Annotated in this window: 11 protein-coding genes; 7 read left to right on the top strand and 4 right to left on the bottom strand. The window is 69.8% G+C overall.

Annotated elements, in window-relative coordinates; genetic code table 11:
• Nucleotides 1-3576, top strand: a 3576-nt coding sequence (locus tag D7X12_RS05650) for a choice-of-anchor A family protein (RefSeq protein WP_208718836.1), incomplete at its 5' end; no start/stop codon positions are given.
• A 48-nt stretch (nt 3577-3624) separates the two neighbouring features.
• A complete protein-coding gene (locus tag D7X12_RS05645; RefSeq protein WP_147443534.1) occupies nt 3625-7692 on the top strand; it encodes a M36 family metallopeptidase in 4068 nt (1355 codons plus the stop codon).
• Here the strand turns inward: D7X12_RS05645 and D7X12_RS05640 are convergent.
• The 3 genes from D7X12_RS05640 to D7X12_RS42820 form a co-directional block, all read right to left on the bottom strand.
• On the bottom strand, nt 7676-9115 hold the full coding sequence (locus D7X12_RS05640; protein ID WP_120624228.1) for a carboxypeptidase-like regulatory domain-containing protein: 1440 nt from the start codon (nt 9113-9115) through the stop codon (nt 7676-7678). The genes D7X12_RS05645 and D7X12_RS05640 overlap by 17 nt on opposite strands.
• Before the next feature lie 167 nt (nt 9116-9282).
• Entirely contained in the window at nt 9283-10728 is a 1446-nt protein-coding gene (locus D7X12_RS05635; protein ID WP_147443533.1) for a hypothetical protein, read from the bottom strand.
• A 302-nt stretch (nt 10729-11030) separates the two neighbouring features.
• Nucleotides 11031-11180 (bottom strand): hypothetical protein, encoded by a 150-nt coding sequence (locus tag D7X12_RS42820; RefSeq protein WP_158619970.1) that lies wholly within the window; start codon nt 11178-11180, stop codon nt 11031-11033.
• Between the two features lie 138 nt (nt 11181-11318).
• Here D7X12_RS42820 and D7X12_RS05630 point away from each other — a divergent pair, with 138 nt between their 5' ends.
• The 5 genes from D7X12_RS05630 (at nt 11319) to D7X12_RS05610 (ending at nt 17725) form a co-directional block, all read left to right on the top strand.
• Entirely contained in the window at nt 11319-12608 is a 1290-nt protein-coding gene (locus D7X12_RS05630) for a lanthionine synthetase C family protein (RefSeq protein ID WP_158619969.1), read from the top strand.
• The gene (locus D7X12_RS05625) at nt 12605-15823 is read left to right on the top strand and encodes a lantibiotic dehydratase (RefSeq protein WP_120624225.1); all 3219 of its coding nucleotides are present in this window, start codon (nt 12605-12607) and stop codon (nt 15821-15823) included. The genes D7X12_RS05630 and D7X12_RS05625 overlap by 4 nt, the downstream gene beginning before the upstream one ends.
• A 131-nt stretch (nt 15824-15954) precedes the next feature.
• The gene (locus D7X12_RS05620; RefSeq protein ID WP_244224367.1) at nt 15955-16278 is read left to right on the top strand and encodes an ArsR/SmtB family transcription factor; all 324 of its coding nucleotides are present in this window, start codon (nt 15955-15957) and stop codon (nt 16276-16278) included.
• Nucleotides 16275-16751 (top strand): SRPBCC family protein, encoded by a 477-nt coding sequence (locus D7X12_RS05615; RefSeq protein WP_120624223.1) that lies wholly within the window; start codon nt 16275-16277, stop codon nt 16749-16751. Before D7X12_RS05620 ends, D7X12_RS05615 begins: the two co-directional genes overlap by 4 nt.
• A gap of 185 nt (nt 16752-16936) precedes the next feature.
• Complete coding sequence (locus tag D7X12_RS05610) at nt 16937-17725, top strand: hypothetical protein (RefSeq protein WP_120624222.1); 789 nt, start codon at nt 16937-16939, stop codon at nt 17723-17725.
• 6 nt (nt 17726-17731) lie between these two features.
• On the opposite strand, the gene D7X12_RS05605 is transcribed toward D7X12_RS05610, so the two are convergent.
• Nucleotides 17732-19657 carry a DUF4091 domain-containing protein gene (locus D7X12_RS05605; protein WP_120624221.1) on the bottom strand — a complete coding sequence of 642 codons (1926 nt, stop codon included), beginning with the start codon at nt 19655-19657 and terminating at the stop codon, nt 17732-17734.
• Nucleotides 19658-19734 lie beyond the last annotated feature (77 nt).

Here is a 19734-nt window from a genome sequence, read left to right as displayed (position 1 = left end):
GCCAAGGTCCGGGTCTTGAGCGCCGCGGCCCTGGCGGAACGCCAGCGCATCGCGAGCCTGCACCTGGCGAAGCCCGCCGCCGCGAGCACCGCGCTCGCCACCGCGACGGAGGCCGCCACGGCGCTGGACCTTGCCCCGGGAGTCGTGACGAGCGCCCAGCTCACGAGCCTGAATCCCCAGGCGGCGATGGTGGCCCCCGAGTACGGCGACATCAAGCCGCGCAAAGGTGCCTCGCTGTTCATCATGAGCACGGGCAACATCAATACCGCCAACCTTCCGGAGCCGGGCACGGACTACCCGCCCCTGGGCACCGAAGGAGACGCCGTCGTCTTTCGCGTCACGCTCAACGTGCCGCGTGGCAGCAACCGCATGGCCTTCGACTTCAGGTTCCTGAGCGCGGAGTCCCCCGAATACGTCGGCACGCAGTTCAACGACACCTTCTCCGCGCGCGTCGTGGATCCGCTGGGGACGCGCACCGTCGTGGACTCGTCGGTGAACAGCGCCACCTTCTTCGACGTGTCCTCGACGCGCGCGGCGGGCACCGGCTACGACGTCCTGTTCGCCGATGATCCGTCGGGGGTCGACCTCTTCCCGGGCAACTACCCGCCCGAGATCATGCTCTTCCCGGACGCGGGCATCACGGACTTCAGGACCGTCAACTTCGAGGTCGCCAGCGGTGGCCCCGTCACGATTGAGTTCACGATCAGCGACCTGGGCGATGGCGTCCTGGACTCCGCGGTGGTCATCGACAACATCACGTTCGCCAGCATGGAGGCCGTCAACCCGAACCCGGTCCTCATCCACGAGTTCCTGGGCACCGTCGTCACGGACCCCGTGAAGCTGGTGAACGCGTCCGTGGCGGTTGCGCCGGTCCAGGGCGTGGCGGCGGACGGCGTGACGCAGGTCCTCCTGCGCGCCAAGGTGCCCTCGGCGGGAACCATGACCTTCACCGTCAGCGGGACCAGCCCGGCCAACGGCGGCGTGGGCGCGGTCGGCTCTTCCACCCGGACCGGCTCGGTCACCGTCCCCACCGTGCCCGTTGGAGGGGTGCACTACGCGTTCGCCCTGTACACCAGCCCCGCGGACTTCGACAGCGGGGGCTACGCGAACGTCTCCACGCGTCCGTTGACCCTCTCCGGCCAGTACGTCCCCACCACGGGAACGGGGTACACGTCGCAGGTCGAGCTCTCCATCGTCCGGCCGCCGCTGGTGCTCGTCCACGACCTCTGGTCCTCGTGCCTGTCCTGGCAGGGGGTGGGCGGAATCGCGGCCAGCTCCCTCTTCAAGGTGCACTGCGCGGACTACTCTTCGACGAGCTCGGCCCGCATGGACTCCGAGGAGAACACGCTCGCCGTCCCCAATGCGATCTACGAGGCCTTGCAGGAGATGCGCCTCGAGCAGATCGCCGTCACCCAGGTGGATGTCGTCGCCCAGGGCATGGGCGGACTGCTCACCCGCAAGTACATCGACTGGCCCAACTACCGGCGCCACGTCACCTTCAAGGAAGGGGACATCAACCGGCTCATCACCCTGAACACCCCCCACGGGGGCACGCGCATGGCCAATGAACTCGCCACCATGCGCGATTTCATCAAGGTCGAGGATCCCACTGTCTGGGACACGATCAAGGACGCCCTCGTCCTGGCGTCGCCGTCGACGAAGCTCCAGTTGGAAGTCGTGGGAGGCGCGGCCATCGACGACCTCAAGGTGGGCAGCCCCGCCATCAGCGGCATCAAGCAGACGGATGTCCCTTCGCACTTCATGGTCAGTCAGGGCGCACAGACCCTGCCGCGGACTCCCACCTCGGCCCTGCTCCCTGGTCCAATCAAGGTCCTGTACACCAAGATGGAGACCTACCACCCACGGGTCTTCGGCAACCAGGATGCGATGACGCGGCAAAGGCTCATCCTGGGCGTGGACAGCATGCTGTTCTGCGGAGACCCGCACGACACCTTCGCGGGAACGGCGGAACAACAGGGCGGTACCGCGACGGGAAGCACGGCCATCAGCACCTTCACCGTGGCGCTGGCGAATACGAAGTCGGGGCACTTCGAGGTCCAGAACGACGTGCCCCACCGCGACCGGATCATCCAGTTGCTCAACAGCCCCGTCAGCGGTCCGAACTTCGTCTCTTCCATTCCCAGCCCCAGCACCGTGCCCCCGGTGAATCAATGCACGGGCCTCACCGCGCGGCCCGAAGGCGACGGGACACCGCCGGACCTGGGGTTCTTCCGTCAGGCCCGCGCCAGCGCCGTGGCAGGCAGTCTGGCCATCACCTCCCCCGCGCCTGGCACGCAGGTCACGCCGGGCAAGCCGGTGACGGTGACCCTCTCCGCCTCGGGGGGCTTCCAGCCCGAGACCGTCATCATCGTGGGCGGGGGAAGCGCGACCATCCTCGAAGTGGCGCCGTTCACGACCCAGTTCCAGATTCCCGTGCAGGCCATCGGTTCGGTGGAGCTCGCCGCGTTCGGCATCGACTCGCTGGGACGGCTGCTTTCCTCCCCCCACGTCATCCTGCCCGTCGTCTCCTCGGCGCAGCTGAGCTCCATCCAGGTCCTCAACGGCGACGCCACCCTGCCCGGCCAGGGCTCGAAGCGGAAGCTGGTGGTGAACGGCAAGTACACGGACGGGGTGCTGCGCGACATCTCCTCGCCTGCGCTCGGGACGCTCTACTCGTCGTCGAACAACAGCGTCGCCACCATCACCGCCGATGGCACCCTGACGGGCGTCTCCAAGGGCGTGGCCACCGTCATGGTTCGCAACGGGACGGTGCTCACCAGCATCACCGTCACGGTGGGCGACGCAAGCGCGGCGCCCTGCATCGCGGTCCGCCTCGGTGAGTACAACCTCTTCGTGCTGGAGGACTACCTGCAGGGCAATGAAGTCCAGGGCAAGCTGGCCGCGGGCCGCAACGTGTCCCTCCAGAACTTCTCCGTGGGCGCGATGCTGTCGGAGAAGGACACCACCAACGTCCTGGTGGCGGGCGGGAACCTCTCCCTGGCCAATGGCAGCGTCTGGGGCGAGGCGCGGTATGGCTTGAAGCTCACCACCGACACCAACGTCACCTTTCCCCGCGGCAACGTGGCGCGAGCGACCCCCATCAACTTCGCCACGCAGGGCAGCTCGCTGAGGACCCTCTCCTCCGACCTCGCCGCACTCCCCGCCAACGGCACCACCACCGTCGAGTCCTGGGGCGGCGTCCTCCTGGCCGGCACCCACCCCAAGGTGAATGTCTTCAACGTCAATGCCAGTGCCTTCAAGGGCGCCACGCTGCTTTCGATCCAGGCCCCCGCGGACACCCTGGCGGTCATCAACGTCCGAGGGACGTCGCCGCTCTTGACCAACTTCGGCCACGCGTTCAGCGGCGGCATTGATGAACGCGGCATCCTCTTCAACTTCCCGGACGCCACCACCCTCACCGCCTATGATTATGGTTTCTACGGCACAGTGCTTGCACCAAACGCCAACGTCACCTTCAATGGCGGGAGCTGGGTGGGGGGAATCTATGCGCGTTCCCTGAAGGGCAATGCCGTGGGCCATCTCAGCCGGCTGCGGGACACCGACATCTGCAAGTGATGGCAGGTTTCAGCAGTGCGTGGACGAACCGCGACAAAGGGGTCCCTGGTGCTCAAAAATCCGAGGAGCAGCACGTCCACCCTGCTGGTGACGCTCGCATTCTGGATGGGCTGCGCGGTGGAGCCCTCCGGTGAAAGCCCTCCCGGCCTGGAACCCCAGGCGGGGGGGGCCGCGACGGCATTGCAAGGGCTCACCGTCACCGCCAGGGACCCGGAGCGCGACGTCCCGACGATGGTGTGGGCCAGAGCGGGGCAACCGCTTCCGCCCCTGGAGGCGCACACGCCCCAGGCGGCGGCACGGGCGTACCTGGAGCGGCATGCGGCCCTGTACCGGCTGTCTCCCGAAGCGCTGGGAGCCGCCTTTGTGCACCGCGTCCATGACACGGGCCAGGGCGGCATCATCGTCTTCTTCCGGCAGCGCGTGGGCGCCATCGACGTGGTCCGCAATGAGCTGAAGGTGCTCATGACGCGCGACCTGGAGCTGGTCGCCATCACCGGCAGCCTGCATGACGGGGTGGGCCAGGCCCTGGCCGAGGCCCGGGGAGCCCGGAGCACCTTCCGGGGCTCCCCCTCACAGGCCGTGGTGGGGGCGTTGGGCGACCTCCATGGGGTGTCGCTGGCGGAGGACGTCGCGGTCGAACAGGTGGGGGCCGCCCGGGCGGATCGACAGCGGTTCGAGCTTGCCCCCGGCAGCACGGGAAGAAGCGCTGGCATCTCCCTGGTCATCCCCGCCGAAGTCAGGCGGGTGTACTTCCCCACGGCGGACCGGCTCGTGCCCGCCTATTCCGTGGAGCTGCTCGCCGAGCGTGCCGGTGAGGAGACCCGGCGCGGCTACGAGTACGTGATGGATGCGGAATCAGGCGGCACGCTGCACCGCCGCAATCGCATTTCGCATGACGGCCATTCCTACCGGGTGTGGGCGGACGCGGACGGGACCCCCCGGGATGGGCCCCAGAAGGACTTCACGCCGCATCCCACGGGGCTCCCGGATGAAACCTTCGAGCCTGGCTTCGAGCTTCCACGCGACATCTCCGTGGAGGGGCGCATCCACACCGGCGGGGTGGACCCCTGGCTTGCCCCGGGGGCGACCTTCACTTCAGGCAACAACGTGTCTGCCTATGCCGACCACTACAACCCGGATGGCTATACCGAGGGCACCGACGTGCGGGCCCTGGTGAGTCCCGGCACCCGCGACTTCCATTACGATTACGACACCAGCCTCGGGGCCCTGGCGCGGCCATCCCAGACACACGCGGCGATCACCAGCCTCTTCTACACGACCAACTGGCTGCATGACTATTTCTACGCCTCTGGCTTCACGGAAGCCGCGGGCAATGCCCAGCAGGAGAATCATGGGCGGGGAGGCCTGGAAGGCGACGCGCTGCTCGCCGAGGCCCAGAACCAGGGCCCCAATCCCCGCATCCGCAACAACGCCTCCATCTATGTTCCCAAAGACGGCCAGAGTCCCCGGATGGAGATGTACCTCTGGGAGATGCCAGAGCTGCGGTCCTTCCGCGTCGCGAGTACGGACTACGCCACGGGCAGGGCCGAGTTTGGCAGGCAGGACTTCAACCTGGGCCCCGCCCGTCTCGTCCTGGCCAATGATGGCACCCCCGGGGTCTTCACCGGTTGCACGGCATTGACCAACGACGTCACGGGCGCCATCGTCCTGGCGGACCGCGGAGGCGGCTGCTCCTATGAGCTCAAGGCGGTGACCGCGCAGAACGCGGGCGCGGCCGGACTCATCGTCCTCAATCACACCCCAGGCGCCGCGCCGCCCGACATGTTCGAGGCGGACGCGACGCTCAATCCCACCCTCCCTGTGCTGTCCGTTTCCTTCGAGGCCGGCCAGGCCCTCAAGGCCCTGCTCGGCGTGGGCTCCGTGACGGGAACGATGGCGCGCATCCCTGGCCCTGAACGGGACGGGACCATCGACAACACCATCGTCGCCCACGAGTGGGGGCACCTGCTTCATCTCCGCCTGGTGGATTGCAGCGAAGCGCAGTGCGGCGCCCAGAGCGAAGGCTGGGCCGACTTCATCGCCCTCCACATGATGGTCCGGCAGAACGATGGGTTCGGATACAACGGCACCTATGGGGTGGGCGGCTACGCCGCGTATGTCACGGGTGACAGCCCCTACCATGGCATCCGACGAGCGCCGTACTCGCGCGACCCCACGAAGAACGCGCTCCGGTTCCGCCACATCAGCGACGAGGAGCTCCTCCCCGTGGAGCACCCGCTCCGCGACAATGGGGTGCTCAACTCCGAGTTCCACAACGCAGGAGAAATCTGGGCGTCCATGCTCTTCGACGGCTATCTGGCCCTGCTGGATGAAGCCCGGAAGCCGGACTCGCGCTTCGCATCCTTCGCCGAGGCGAAGCGGCGCATGGCGGATTACGTCGTCGCCGGGATGATGCTGGCCCCCGCGAACCCGACCTTCACGGAGCAACGTGACGCCCTGCTCATGGCGGCCAGGAGCTGGAAGCCCCAGGACCCGCGGGACATGCTCCTGCTGGCCGAGGCCTTCGCCAGACGCGGCGCGGGCACCTGCGCCAGCGCCCCCCCGCGAAGATCGCAGAACTTCACCGAGGTGAAGGAGGGGTACCAGGTTCAAGCGGACCTGCGCTTCGAGTTCGTGAAGGTGGATGACGGTCGCCGCGCGTGCGACGCCGAGGCCGACGGAGTCCTCGACGCGGAGGAGGCCGGTTCACTCCACCTCAAGGTCACCAATCTGGGGCCCGTGGCCGCGACGGGCGTCACCCTCACGGTCACCAGCAACAGGGCCGGCGAGCTGTCACTGCCCACGGGGGAGCTCTCCCTTCCCCCGGTGCCTCCCCTGGATTCCATCCCGCTGGTCATCCCCATCGAGCTGGCCTCGTCCCCCGCGTTGCCGCGAGACCTGGAGCTCACGCTCACGCCTGGCGGCGCCGGCTTCTGCCAGGGCCCCCTCCCCCAGAAGCACATCATCAAGCTCGACCATGACCTGGGCTCCTCCACGACGGACACGGTCGAGAGCCCCACGACGCAATGGCATTTGGAGGTCCTGAAGGGGGGGACGGACCAGCGCTGGCAACGGGTGCTGGCCCCGAACAGCACCGGGGACGCGGCCAACCACGTCTGGTTCATCAAGGACGGGGCCGACTTCGCGGATACGGCGCTGATCACCCCCCGGCTGACGGTGGTGGACGCCGCGCCCTTCAAGGTGACCTTCGACCATCGCTATCGCTTCGCCTTCGATGTCAACTCCCAGACGGGCCGGAAGACCTTCTGGACGGGAGGGGTCATCGAGCTCACCCTGGATGGGGGAAAGACCTGGGAGGACGTGAGCCGCTATCTCGACCCGGGTTACGGCGGAACCCTGGACTCGACCACCAGCAACAACCTGGGCGGACGGCAGGCCTATGTGGCGCAGAACAGCGCCTGGCCCCAGATGAACACAGGCAACACCCTGGACTTCGCATCGCAGCTCAGCGGGAAGACCGTCCAGCTGCGGTTCCGCTTTGGCTCGCCCTGGTTCGCGGAGGCCCATGGCTGGGAGATTGACAACATCACCGTGTCTGGCGTTCGCGAAGCCCCCTTCGATGCCATCGTCGACGATGTTGGCACCTGTCAGCCGAGCGCCAACGCCGGTGAGGACCGGCTCGTCGAGAGCGGCGCCTCCGTCACCCTTCACGGGTCGGGGAGCTCGACTCCGGTGGGGAGGGCGTTGACGTATTCCTGGCGGCAGCTCGATGGGCCTCCCGTGGAGCTGGCGGAGAGCGACACCGCGAGTCCCCACTACACCGGGCCCAACGTTTCGACCGAAACGCCGATGCACTTCGAGCTGAGCGTTGGCTTTGGACCGTTCTTCGCCAAGGACACGGTGGAGATCCGGGTCAAGCCAACGGAGCCGCAGGAGCTGCTGCCCCCGAATGTGGGAGGCGGCGGCGGCTGCGCCAGTGCTGGGGCGGGACGTGGGCCTTCTTCCTTCCCCCTGTGGCTGGCCGGTACCCTGTCGGCGCTGGCCATGGCCCGGCGCCGCCGCGCCAGGAAATCTGAGGCGCGCAGCCAGGTGCCTCCGGAGAAGAGGGAGGCACCTGGCGCTCGTGCCTCCCGTCTCGCTACGGCGCGACGGTGAAGATGCCGCGCAGGTTCTCGCTGCGGCTGATGGGCTTGTAGAGGGCGCCGTTGCAGTTGCTCGTGCAGTTGCTCCACGAGGTGATGCGCCACTGGTACGTCTGGCCCGTCAGCAGGGCCGGACCGTCGTAGGCCTTGGAGGTGGCATTCTTCGGGGCCTGGACGGCGGGCATCAGCGTCGTGGAGGGCTCGCTGCCCCAGATACGGCTGCCGTACGCGTCGAAGAGTTCGAGGCCGTAGAAGGTCTCGCTCGAGTCGTCCTCCCAGCGGAACGTGAGGCCCGCGGCGGCCACGCCGGGCTCATTGGGCACGTCATCGCGGCCCGGCGAGACGATGCTCACGTCGCCCGTCACCTTGAAGGTGCCCACGTCCAGGCTGCCGCTGGGCGCGTCTGCGGGCAGCGTGATGCGGATGGGCCGCGGGAGCTGCTGCGGATCCGGATCCAACACCAGGTTGTCGTTCGTGTACGACGCGAGGATGTCGTAGGTGCCCGCGGGGATGCCGACGAGGCTGAAGCGCTGGCCGGACGTCTGGATGCTCAGCCCGCGCGGCACCTCGCCGGTGGAGGCCAGCGCGAGCACGATGGACGTCTCATTGGCACCCGCAGGGGCGTTGACGAGGTTCACGCCTCCCGCCAGCGTGGTGAGCGCCGGGGCCGCGTCCGCGTTCAGGTTGACGCCGAGCTTGTCCTCGGCCGCCGCCAGAGAGAGGGCCGCCACGGGCGCGAAGCCCTTGCCCTGCACGAACGCCTTCACGTCATACGTGCCCGCCGCGAGGTTGAGCAGCATGAAGCTGCCGCTCGTGTCGGTGACGGTGGACGTGGCGCCCGAGGTGCCATTGACGCCTTCGGCCACCACCAGCACGCCGCCCTGCCCCGCCGCGCCTTCGGCCACCTTGCCGGCGATGGAGCCCAGCTCGGCCGGGTTGACGCCGGTGAGCGGCAGCAGCGCCACGTCACGCACGTTCTGCGCCGGCGCATTCGCGTCATCCGCGCGGTTCACCGTGAGGGGAATGGCCTGGCGGATGGCGGAGGGGAAGCCGAGGAAGCCCTCGGACTCCACGCGCAGGGTGTAGGTGACGGACTTCACGTCCGCCGCCGTGTCCGTGGATCGCGTGAGCTTCACGGGGATGCGGTAATTGCCCTGCGCGTCGGACGTCACCACGGTCGTGGCCGCTGCGCTCGTCGTGGCATCCAGCGCCACCAGGCGCGCGCCCGCCACGGGCTGCTGGCTCGTCGCGTTGAGGACCTTGCCGGTGATGGCCGTCTCGGGGAAGCACTGGGGCTTGCCGCCCTGCACCTCCTCGCACACCAGGCCCCCCCCGCAGGCGTCGGCCTTGCTGAGGTCGCAGCCCTCGTCGTCATCGCCACCACAGGCGCTCGTCATCACCGCCGCGAGCGCAGCCAGCAGCATCCTCTTGGACATCGCGTTCCCCATTCCCGCACGTGTTCAGGAGGAGGACCCCGGCCATGCGCCAGCGGACACTTTCACCGTGTCGTTTGACGGAGCGGCGGTGTGGGTGAGGACGGACAGGCAGGGCCGGAGGTGATGGGGCTCACCGGCCCTGCATGCCCTTGAGGTGCTCCCGCGGGCTACTCGCAGACGCCCGTCGGGTTGTTGCAAACCCCCGTGATGCAGGAGTACGTCCACGTAGGGAAGCCTCCATCCGGACTGCTGAAGCGGCAGCGCTCGCCGAGGCGCGGCTCCGGGGCGCAGGTGCCCCCATCCTCCCCGCGCGCGCAGACGAGGTATTTCGCGCAGGCCTCGGGACTGTCACAGGCGGCCCCCAGGGCCTTGCCCTCCGTACACTGCCCGTCGCGGCAGCGCTCGGCCCAGGGGCACTCCACGTCGTAGCGGCACTCGCCCGGGCCCGCCGCGATGCACGCGCCCAAGGCGCCAGGGCCGGCATCGCCCTTGTCGCACAGCAGGCCGTCCATGCACTCACCGGGGCCATCGCAAGTCTCCCCTTCGCTGAGCGAGGCGGGATCGATGCAGAGGCCGTTGGGTCCGACGCACAGCTGGCCGGGGCCGCAGCCCCTGCCCCGGAAATCGCACCGCACGCCTTCCGGCTGGCACTGCGCGGGAACCGAGGCATCCGGGCTCATGAAGGTGCAGAGCTGGCCGGACACGCACGTTCCCAGATTGCAGCCCGGCAGCGGCATGCCCTCGCACCTGGCACCGGGGGCCTGTCCGCACGTCTCGCCAGACTCCCTGTACGCACGGCAGGTGCCGAAGCCCGACATGTCCTCGGGGGCAAGGGGCCGACACCCGGGCGACGTGGCCTTGTCGCAGGGCACGGGCTCGATCATCCCCATCCTGCAAGCCTCCCCCGCGTTGGGCCGAGGCACGCAGCATCCCTGCGAGCAGTAGCCGTGGTCATCACACGGCGCGTCCCCCAGCTGTCCGCAGGCGCTGCCCACGGGACGCCGTTCCGGACAGGCGACGCAGACGCCCGCATCGCTCTCATCCTTGAGGCAGTAGCCCGTGCGGCAGTCGGCGTCCACGCCGCAGGCGCCGCCCACCGAGGAGCGCACGAAGGCACAGCGGCAGGCCTCGGACGACGGGTTCACGTCCCCCGTCAGGCACGCGGACGCGGCTTCGGGCCAGTACGTGAAGAAACCCGCATCCCGGACCGAGCGCGGGAAGCGGGACTCGCAAGTCCGCCGCTCACGCTCGAAGCAGCCCGACTCGGCCGTGGGGTCCACCGTGCCGGCGTCCACCCCGGCCGCGCACAGCAGGCGCGCGGAGTCCTCACACCAGCGATCCGCGGGAGGCACCGGGCCCGCCGCCGGCAGCACCAGCGAAGCGCACGTATCCGCCGGCAACCCGGTCCCACAGCGGCTGGCCCACGGGGCCCCCTGGGGCACAGGTACCGTGCAAGCGACACTCGCATCCGGCACCGAGCCGTCGCCGGACCCCGCATCGGGCGGTCCCACGCCTCCGTCCGTCACGGTGCCTGCGTCCTCGATTTCGTCCGGCGGGATGACCTCCGTGTCCGGGCAGGCGGCTCCCACGGTGAGCGCCAGGGCAAGGGCCACCCCCAGGAGTGCGTGGCGACCCCATCGCGCTTGAGTAACAGTTCCACCGTTCATGACCCGGCCTCCGGAAGCCGTTGGACAGCATTCTTCGTCCCCTGCCTGCCAGGGACCCGCCACACACGGATACGGTCACAGACGAACGGCCGGGTTGTTTCACCGGAAAGAAGCGTGCTGGCGTCCCGAAGGGATTGAAACGCTTCAGCCACGTCCTGCCTTCAACGACTTCACACCGGGCCAGGGACCGGGAGGGACACGCTCCCCCTCCCGGCAGGACTCACGGACCCGGAGGCCCGTGGGGTCCGTCAGATGTCACACTTCGTCCCGTACTCCGTGCAGATGGGAGAGGTCCGTTCCTTGCGGTCCGTCTGCTCCGTGCCCGCGCCGGACAACAGGCGGACGGTCTCGCGCTTCAGGCTCAACTTCTTGGGCTTCTGGTTGTCCTGCTTGTCCATGACATGCCCCTTTCGTTGCGGTCCTTGACGGCGTTTACTGCAAGGCCAAGTCAAGCACCTGCATTCCAGATAGACAAGCAATCCAAGCAAGAACCATGGGACTGTGGATTTCCTCTCCCCCTGGCATGGGAAGACGACATGCGACGCGCTGCTGCCTGGAAACCCTTGCTGCACGGAGTCGAGCACGAGGCAGCCGTGGAAGCGCTCGCGGCGATTGTCGAGGCGCTGTCGGATATTCCCGCCCATTCCCTGCCCCTGGCCTCCCTGGCGCGCGGGGACGCGGGCTGCGCGGTGTTGTTCGACGCGCTCGCACGCGTCCCCCTCCAGGCTGACGCGCGGCACCGCGCCCGGGCCGACGCCCTGCTGGAGCGCGCCACGGATGCGCTCGCCACGGAGACGCTGGGCGCGGACCTGTATGACGGCTTCCCGGGAATCGCCTGGGCCGTGCAGCGCGTGCAGCCTCCCTCCGAATCACCCGACGCGGATCCGCTCACGGAGCTCGACGCCGCGCTCGAGGACTTCCTCCAGACGCGGCCCTGGCCGCACCGCTACGACCTGGTGAGCGGGCTGGTGGGCATGGGGACGTACGCGCTGGAGCGCCTTCCCCGTGACGGCGCACGGCGCTGCCTGGAAGCGGTGGTCGCGCGGCTGGGGGAGCTGGCCGAGCGGACACCGGAGGGACTGCGCTGGAAGACGCAGGCCCTCCACGTCGAAGCCCGGCTCCGGGGAGAACATCCCGAGGGCAGCTACAACCTGGGCGTCGCGCACGGCATGGCGGGCGTGCTCATCGTGCTGGGAGGCGCGGTGGCCGCGGGCGTCGCAAGGCCTGCCGCGCGCGGGCTGCTCGAAGGCGGATGGACGTGGTTCATGGCCCGGCGCGCAGAAGACTCCGCCCCCGCGCGCTTCCCCTCGCGCGTGGATGCGCGGCATGAACCGCTCACCTGGCCGCGCCGTCCGGCGTGGTGCTACGGCGATCCCGGCGTGGCGCTCGGGCTGCACACGCTGGCGCGCGCGGTGGGAACCCCCGCGTGGGAAGCCCAGGCCCTCGCGCTCTGCCGGGAGGCCGCCTCGCGCTGGCAGGACGTCGCTTCCGTGCTGGATGGTGGGCTCTGCCATGGATCCGCCGGGCTCGCGCACCTGTACAACCGCCTGTTCCAGACCACGGGCGAGCCCGCCTTCGAGACCGCGGCCCGCTTCTGGTTCCGCCAGCTGCTCTGCGTTCACCGCCAGCCCGGCCAGGGCGTGGCCGGCTTCCGGATCCTGGAGCGCTTCGACGACGGCACCGAGGGTTGGACGGACCACGCGGGCCTGCTCGCGGGTGCCGCCGGCATCGCCCTCGCGCTCCTCGCGGCGACCTCCGCGGTGGAGCCGGAATGGGACCGCCTGCTGCTCATGTCCCTTCGCCCCACCACCCTGGACGCTCCATGACGACGCCACCGGGCTTCGCGCCCTCCGGATTCTTCGTCCTGCGCACCCCGCTGCTGCCCTTCGACGAGCTGCGGGCATGGGGCCAGGGCCTGCTCGCTCCCACCGCGCGAGGGGCGTCCACCGCCGAGCTGGACGCGGCGCTCGCCCGGGACCGCGAGCTGCTGCGCGAGCGGCTCGCGTCTGTCATTGCCCGGCCGGAGGTGCGGGAGGCGCTGTTCCTCGCGTCGCCCTCGCTGGAGGAGAACCTGCCCGCGTGGACGTCCGCGCCCGGGAGTCCTCACGCAGAGAAGCTGGAGCGCACGCTGGTGCGCTACTGGCAACGCATGACGTCGCGGGCCACGCCCTTCGGCCTCTTCGCCGGCAACAGTCTGGGCACGCTCACCCAGGCGACCCGGCTGCAACTGCCAGCCCGTGAGACGTACCGCCGCCATACGCGGTTGGACATGGATTACGTCGATGCACTGACGGACGGGCTCGCGGGGCTGCCCGCGCTGCGCGGGGCCTTGAGCTACCGGCCCAACTCCAGCCTGTACCGGGCGGCGGGCCGGCTGCGCTACGCCGAGTCCCGGCGCGACGGTGGCTCGCGCAGCTACCAGCTCGTCGGCGTGGAGCCCACGCCGTACCTGGAGGCCACGTTGGAGAGGGCCCGCGCGGGGGCGTCGCTCGCCGCGCTCGTGCAGTCCCTGGTGGACGCGGACCCCGACGTGTCCCGCGAGGAGGCCACGGAGTACGTGGACATGCTCGTGGCGCACCAGCTCCTCGTGCCGGAGCTGGCGCCGCTCGTCACGGGACCGGAGCCGGTGCGCGAACTGCTCACGTGCCTGGAAGCCGTGCCGGCGATGGCCGAGCCCCACCGCGTCCTTGCGCACGTGCAGGGCGTGCTGACGCAGCTGGATGGTTCACCTCCGGGCGCGGAGCCCTCCCGCTACCGTGCGCTCGCGCGCGGCCTGGAAGCCCTTCCCGCCCCCGTGAACGCAAGCCGCCTCTTCCAGGTGGACCTGCGCAAGCCCGCCGAAGCGCTGACGCTGGGACCCGCCCTGGTGGACGCGATGAGCCAGGGCGTGGCCCTGCTGCACCGCCTCAGCCCGGCCTCGGAGTCCGCCACCCTGAGGCGCTTCCGCGAGGCCTTCGTCCAACGCTACGAGGCGCGCGAGGTGCCCCTGCTGGAGGCCCTGGACGAGGACGTGGGCATCGGCTTCGAGCTGGCGAGCCCCGAGTCAGCGGAGGCCTCTCCCCTCTTGCGCGACCTCCCCTTCCCCGCGGCCCGCGCCGACGAGCAGATGTCTTGGGGCAAGGCGCAGGCCCACCTGCACTACCGGCTGTCGGAGGTCCTGCGCACGGGGGGCCCGCTGGAGCTGGACGCGGAGGACCTGGAGGCGCTCGCGAACCCGCGCCCGGGGCCGCTGCCGGAGGCCTTCTCCGTCATGGGGACCGTGCTCGCGGCCTCGCAGGAGGACGTGGACGCGGGGCGGTTCCAGTTCGTCTTCGAGTCGATGATCGGCCCGTCGGGCGCGGCGCTCCTGGGCCGCTTCTGTCACGGCGACCCGGAGCTGCTGCGCCACGTGACAGCGCACCTGCGCGCGGAGGAAGCCCTGCGTCCGGAGGCCCTCTTCGCGGAGGTCGTGCACCTGCCGGAGGGGCGCGTGGGCAACATCCTCTGCCGCCCCGTGCTGCGCGACCACGAGCTGGTGTACCTGGGGCGCTCGGGTGCGCCCGCCGAGCGACAGCTTCCGCTCACCGACCTGTTCGTCAGCGTCCAGGGCTCCCGCATCGTCCTGCGCTCGGCGAGCCTGGGCCGCGAGGTCCTTCCCCGCGTCACCCACGTCCACAACTTCGGCCGAGCGCACCTGCGCCCCTACACCTTCCTGGGCACGCTCCAGCAACAGGGAGCGACCCCCGGCCTGCGCTGGCAGTGGGGGCCGCTCGCGAGCAGCGCGTTTCTTCCCCGGGTGACGGCGGGCAGGCTCATCCTCTACCGCGCCCGCTGGCGGCTCCAGGCGTCCACGCTCCGCGCGTTGGGGGAACGTGAAGGCGCCGAGCGCTTCCGGGAGGCCGGGCGGCTGCGCGAGCGGCTGGGGCTTCCGCGCCTCGTGGGCCTGGTGGATCAGGACAACGTGCTGCCGGTGGACCTGGACAACGTGCTCAGCCTGGACACCTTCGTCCACCTGGTGCGGCAGCGGACGGACGTGGTGCTGGTGGAGCTGCTCGCGGACGAGGGCCTCTGCGTCCAGGGCCCGGAAGGCCGCTTCGTCCACGAGGTGGTGGTGCCCTTCGTGCGCGAAGCCCCGGCGGTGCCCGCGCCCGCCGTGCCGCTGCCGAAGCCGCCGCGGCTGCAGCGCTCCTTCCCCCCGGGCTCCGAGTGGCTCTACGTCAAGCTCTACACCGGCACGGCGCTCGCGGACCGCGTGCTGGCGGAGGCCGTGGCGCCCCTGGCCCGCGAAGCGCTGGCCTGCGGCGCGGCGAAGCAGTGGTTCTTCCTGCGCTACGGTGACCCGGACTGGCACCTGCGCGTGCGCTTCCAGGGCGACCCGCGACGGTTGCACACGGAGGTCCTGTCACGGCTCCACGCGCTGCTCGCCCCGTTGCGCCAGGACGGCGTCGTCCACCGCGTGCAGGTGGACACGTACGAGCGCGAGCTGGAGCGCTATGGCGGCGACGCGGGCCTGCCCCTGGCGGAGCAGTGCTTCCACGCGGACAGTGAAGCGGCGCTGGAGCTGCTCGACACCGTCTGCGGCGAGGACGGCGCGGACGCGCGCTGGCGGCTCGTGCTGTGTGGCATTGACCTGCTGCTCACGGACCTGGGCTTCGACCTGGAGGGCCGTTGCCGGCTGCTCGCCGGCTTGCGCCAGGGCTATGGCCAGGAGTTCAGCGTGGACGGAGCCTTCGAGCGGCGGCTGGGCGAGCGGTTCCGGACGCACCGGCAGGAGCTGGAGGCCCTGCTCTGGCAGGCAGGGCCCGCGGAGGGGCCATTGGCTCCGGGACTCGCGGCGCTGCGCCGCCGCTCCGAACGGCAGGGGCCGGTGCTGGCACGGCTGCGAGCGTCCGCGGACCAGGGGCAGCTCACCCAGCCCCTGGAGCGCGTGGCCGCGAGCCTCGTCCACATGCACACCAACCGGATGCTGCGCACCGCCGCCCGCGCCCAGGAGCTGGTCCTCTACGACTTCCTGCACCGCCTCTACACGTCCCGGCAGGCCCGCGAGAAGAAGCGGTCCTGAACGCCCGCGAGCGCCCCAACTGCATCTGCACGAACGGGCCTTCCGGGCCCAGGACACCGCCCACAACACTTAGCCCTTGCGCTAAGTATCCCAACGCCATACCCTGCCGCATGGAACAGCATCCGCGGCAGATGGACGGCCTCTTCCAGGCGCTTGCCGACCCCACGCGTCGCGCCGTGTTGCGGCGGTTGGGCCAGGGTCCGGCAAGTATCAGCGAGCTGGCGAAGCCATTCGACATGGCATTGCCTTCCTTCATGAAACACATCCACCTGCTCGAGGAGAGCGGCTGGATCCAGACGCGCAAGGAAGGCCGCGTGCGGACGTGCGCCATCGAGAAGAAGCCGTTCGCGGTTGTCCAAGCCTGGCTGTCTGAACAACGCGACCTCTGGGAAGGCCGCACGGACAGGCTCGAGCAGTTCGTCACCAGGACCCATGGAAAGGGAGAACCCAGATGAGCGCATCGGTACATCCAGAACTCGACCTGACGATTTCACGGATCATCAAGGCACCCCGCCCGGCCGTGTGGAGCGCGTGGACGGACCCCGCGAGCCTCGAACAATGGTGGGTCCCGGCTCCGGCCCGCTGCAAGGTCCTGCAGTTGGAGCTCCGCCCTGGCGGCTCGTTCCTCACCCAGCTCAGTGAGGACGGCGGCGACTTCATGCCGCACATCCAGGGGTGCTTCCTCGCCATCGACCCGCAGGAGCGACTCGTCTTCACGACCGCCCTGGTCGCGGGATGGCGCCCCGCGGAAGAGCCCTTCGTGACCGCCATCATCACGCTGAAGGACCATCCCCAGGGCACCGAGTACGCGGCCCATGTGATGCACAAGAACCAGGCCGACAAGGCCATGCATGAGGAGAAGGGCTTCTACGACGGCTGGGGCACCGTCACGAGGCAACTCGCAGAGTTCGTCGAAAAGCAGGCCTGAGCCTGCCAGCTCGCCCGGGTGGGTCGTGGTGCGCATCCAGGAGAACTCCTGCCCGCCGGAATGAACCCATCCTTCATTCTTGAACAGCGGAGGTCGGAACCTCGAATTTGGGTTTGAAATCCCTGACGTCCTGCCCCATGGAGTGGCATCCATTCCGCTGACTCCAAGTGGAGCGAGGTGTCCCCATGCCGATCCGCCGCCGCTCGTCGTCGTCTCCGCCTCCGTCTCGTACGCCCAAGCTGCCCCCGGCCAAGACGCTTCCGGACTCGGTCAAGCTCACCGACAACAAGCAGTACGGGGTCCACGACGGACTGAAGAAGCCGGATGCCACACAACGCGCTTCCCTGTTTGTCAATACGAGCGTCCCGGCCAGCGCGGACAAGCAGAAGTACATCACCCAGCAGTCCGACCTGAGCCCGACCCGGTACAGCAGGAACGACGACACCTTCGAGCGCCATCAGTTCAAGAAGGGGATCCCGGACTGCATGCACAATGGGGAGGAGATCATGCATGGCCGGCGCCTGCCGGTTCCGACCGAGACCACGTACACCCTCGCCAGCAAGGAGAAGGTGACCCAGAAGGTCATGGGCGAGAGCGACGAGAAGAACATCGCCCACTCCCAGGAGGCCAAGCGGTTGGATCCGAACGGGGTGGAAGTCCGGGCCTCACCCGCCGTGGGCGAGGCCTACGACATCATCCGGCAGGGCTCGACCCCCAAGGGAAAGTCTCCCTACCACTCCGCCCCGGTGGTGGCCCGTGACGGTCAGCAGACCGTCACGGTGGAGCAGTCCGCGGGCTCGACGGATGGGACGAAGCGCAACACCTTCCCCACCGTGGACCTCTACCGCGTGGGACATCCGACGGAGTCCTTCCAGGGGCGGTACGGCACCCGCGAGGGCTACGGCAAGGATGCCATCACCGTCGTGGCGCAACCGCACGGTCCCGAGTCGCGCCAGGTCCCTGACGGCGAATAGCCCGGCTCACCCGGCGCGGGCGTACTGCTTGCGCCGCGCGCCCCTGAGCATCCAGGCCGCGAAGAGCAGGCTCCCCGCCACCGCCGCGGAGCCACCTCCGCCCGTGGTGCAGCCGCCGGTGGGCCCACCCCTGCCCACCGTCTCCGGGTCCGGGTCCACGCCCGGCGGGGCCGTGGGCGCCTGCTGGGGCGGTCCCCCCGTGCCCTCCTCCGGCGGCGTGCCCGCGTCTGGCGGGGTGCCCGCATCGGGAGGTGGCGCCTCACCGGCGGTCAGTTCCTGGTAGCGGTGGATGAGCCGCAGCCGCGCCGCATCGAACGCGGCGCCGTCATCCGAGACGCGCGACGCGGAAGGGATGAGCTCCCGCGCCACCTTGCGCGCGAAGCCGGGGTCGCCCGCGTCGCTCACCGCCTTGAGCCACTCGTAGTCCTGCATGCCCTGACGGATGAGCTTCAGTCGCAGGGACGCCACCGGCACGTGCGTCGTCCCGCCAATCGCAGCCGGGGTGCCCGGGTAGAAGAGCGTCCCGTCCCCGTTGCCATTGAAGCGGTACTGGTCCGTCCACGCCGTGGAGAGCATCCCCACCGACTGGTAGTACAGCTCCCCCGTCGCGCCCTGGAGGAACGTCACCCACTCCATCGCGCGAGCCTTCGCGGCCGAGCGGTCCAGCATGTACGACGGCCAGCCCGCCCCCGGCTTGTTCTCCGGGGCGTTGGTCCCATACGCACAGCCGTGGCTCATGCAGCTCTGATACATCCACAACGCAGTACCAGGGCGCTTCAGGAAGTCCGTGTACGTGTCACGCTGATCGCCCCGGAAGGTGCCCTCCGTGCCGTCCAGGTGGTTCACCAGCGGCACCACGGCGTCCACCAGCCCTTCGAGGTCATTGCGGGCCATCTCGTGCGAGTTCGTCGTCAGGAGCGTGCGCAGCCCGGGCGCCGCCTCGCGCACCAGGGCCGCCGTCGCGTGCACCTGCTCGAAGCTCGTCCCGTAGGGCGGCTCGTCGCCCAGCTGCACGTAGGCCCGGTCCAGCCAGCCCTTCGCCTTCATGTGGCCCGCGAAGTCCCTCAGGTTCTCCGCGTCGAGCGGGCCCACGTACTCCAGGCTCGTCATCCGCGCGCCGGGCAGCCGCGTGGGCGCGGTGCCCTCCAGGAACGGGCCCCACGCCGCGTCGAAGTCGCTCCACGCGGGCGGCCACGGCTTGCGCGGGAAGAGGCTGGACAGCGTGAAGCGGTGCTCCAGCGCCAGCTGCTGGTAGCGCTCCAGCAGCGGCTGAAGCTCCTGCGGCGAGCAGTCCTCCCGGCCCGTGTGCGCGCGGCACACGTGCGGCGGCCACAGCAGGAACGCTGACGGCAGCGAGGACGTGCTCGGCAGCGCCGCGTCCACCACCGTCAGCCTCGCGGTCACCTGCCGCTGGAAGCCTCCGGCCGCCTCCACCGTCACCGTGCCGCGGTAGTCACCGGGGGGCGCATCCGCGGGCACGTGCACGTCCACCCAGAGGGCGCGCGCCTCGCCCGCGGGCACGTCGAAGGGGAAGGCATTGCGCTGCTCTCCGGCGACCTCGTCCGTGTCCGGCACCAGGCCGTCCGGCCAACGGCCCACGGGCTCGCCTGCCACCGAGGCCTTCTTCGTGGTGACGAGCGCCTCGCGGTACAGCGTCACGTCCGGCCCCGTCAGGGTCGCGGGCCCCTCCAGCGCGGGCAGTCGGGCGCGCACGCCCTGAAGGCCGGCATCCCCTCCATGCAGCGCCACCTGGAAGGAGACGAACTCGTTGCGCGCCGCGGTCAGCCGCACCTCGGTGGCGCTCCGGGCCGTGGTCTCTGGCCGCACCTTCACCATCAGGCCTTCGCCCCACACGGCAGGGCCGGCCGCGAAGGCTGGCAGGGCCATGGACAGGGAGAGCAGGGCGAGGCGCAGCGGTCGAGTCGAAGGCATGGAGAAAGAAACGCTCGCAGGCCCTCGGCGGCTTCCCCTCGGGAGGGCTCCTGACAGTCAGGCAGACAGCCAGCCAG

Source organism: Corallococcus sicarius (genome assembly GCF_003611735.1).
Taxonomy (GTDB): Bacteria; Myxococcota; Myxococcia; order Myxococcales; family Myxococcaceae; genus Corallococcus; species Corallococcus sicarius.
This window is presented reverse-complemented; position numbering and strand designations above follow the sequence as displayed.

Coding starts and splice junctions, on each gene's coding strand:
- D7X12_RS05640 (WP_120624228.1), bottom strand. CDS start 9,115: ATGTCCAAGAGGATGCTGCTGGCTGCGCTCGCGGCGGTGATGACGAGC.
- D7X12_RS42820 (WP_158619970.1), bottom strand. CDS start 11,180: ATGGACAAGCAGGACAACCAGAAGCCCAAGAAGTTGAGCCTGAAGCGC.
- D7X12_RS05630 (WP_158619969.1), top strand. CDS start 11,319: ATGCGACGCGCTGCTGCCTGGAAACCCTTGCTGCACGGAGTCGAGCAC.
- D7X12_RS05625 (WP_120624225.1), top strand. CDS start 12,605: ATGACGACGCCACCGGGCTTCGCGCCCTCCGGATTCTTCGTCCTGCGC.
- D7X12_RS05620 (WP_244224367.1), top strand. CDS start 15,955: ATGGACGGCCTCTTCCAGGCGCTTGCCGACCCCACGCGTCGCGCCGTG.
- D7X12_RS05615 (WP_120624223.1), top strand. CDS start 16,275: ATGAGCGCATCGGTACATCCAGAACTCGACCTGACGATTTCACGGATC.
- D7X12_RS05610 (WP_120624222.1), top strand. CDS start 16,937: ATGCCGATCCGCCGCCGCTCGTCGTCGTCTCCGCCTCCGTCTCGTACG.
- D7X12_RS05605 (WP_120624221.1), bottom strand. CDS start 19,657: ATGCCTTCGACTCGACCGCTGCGCCTCGCCCTGCTCTCCCTGTCCATG.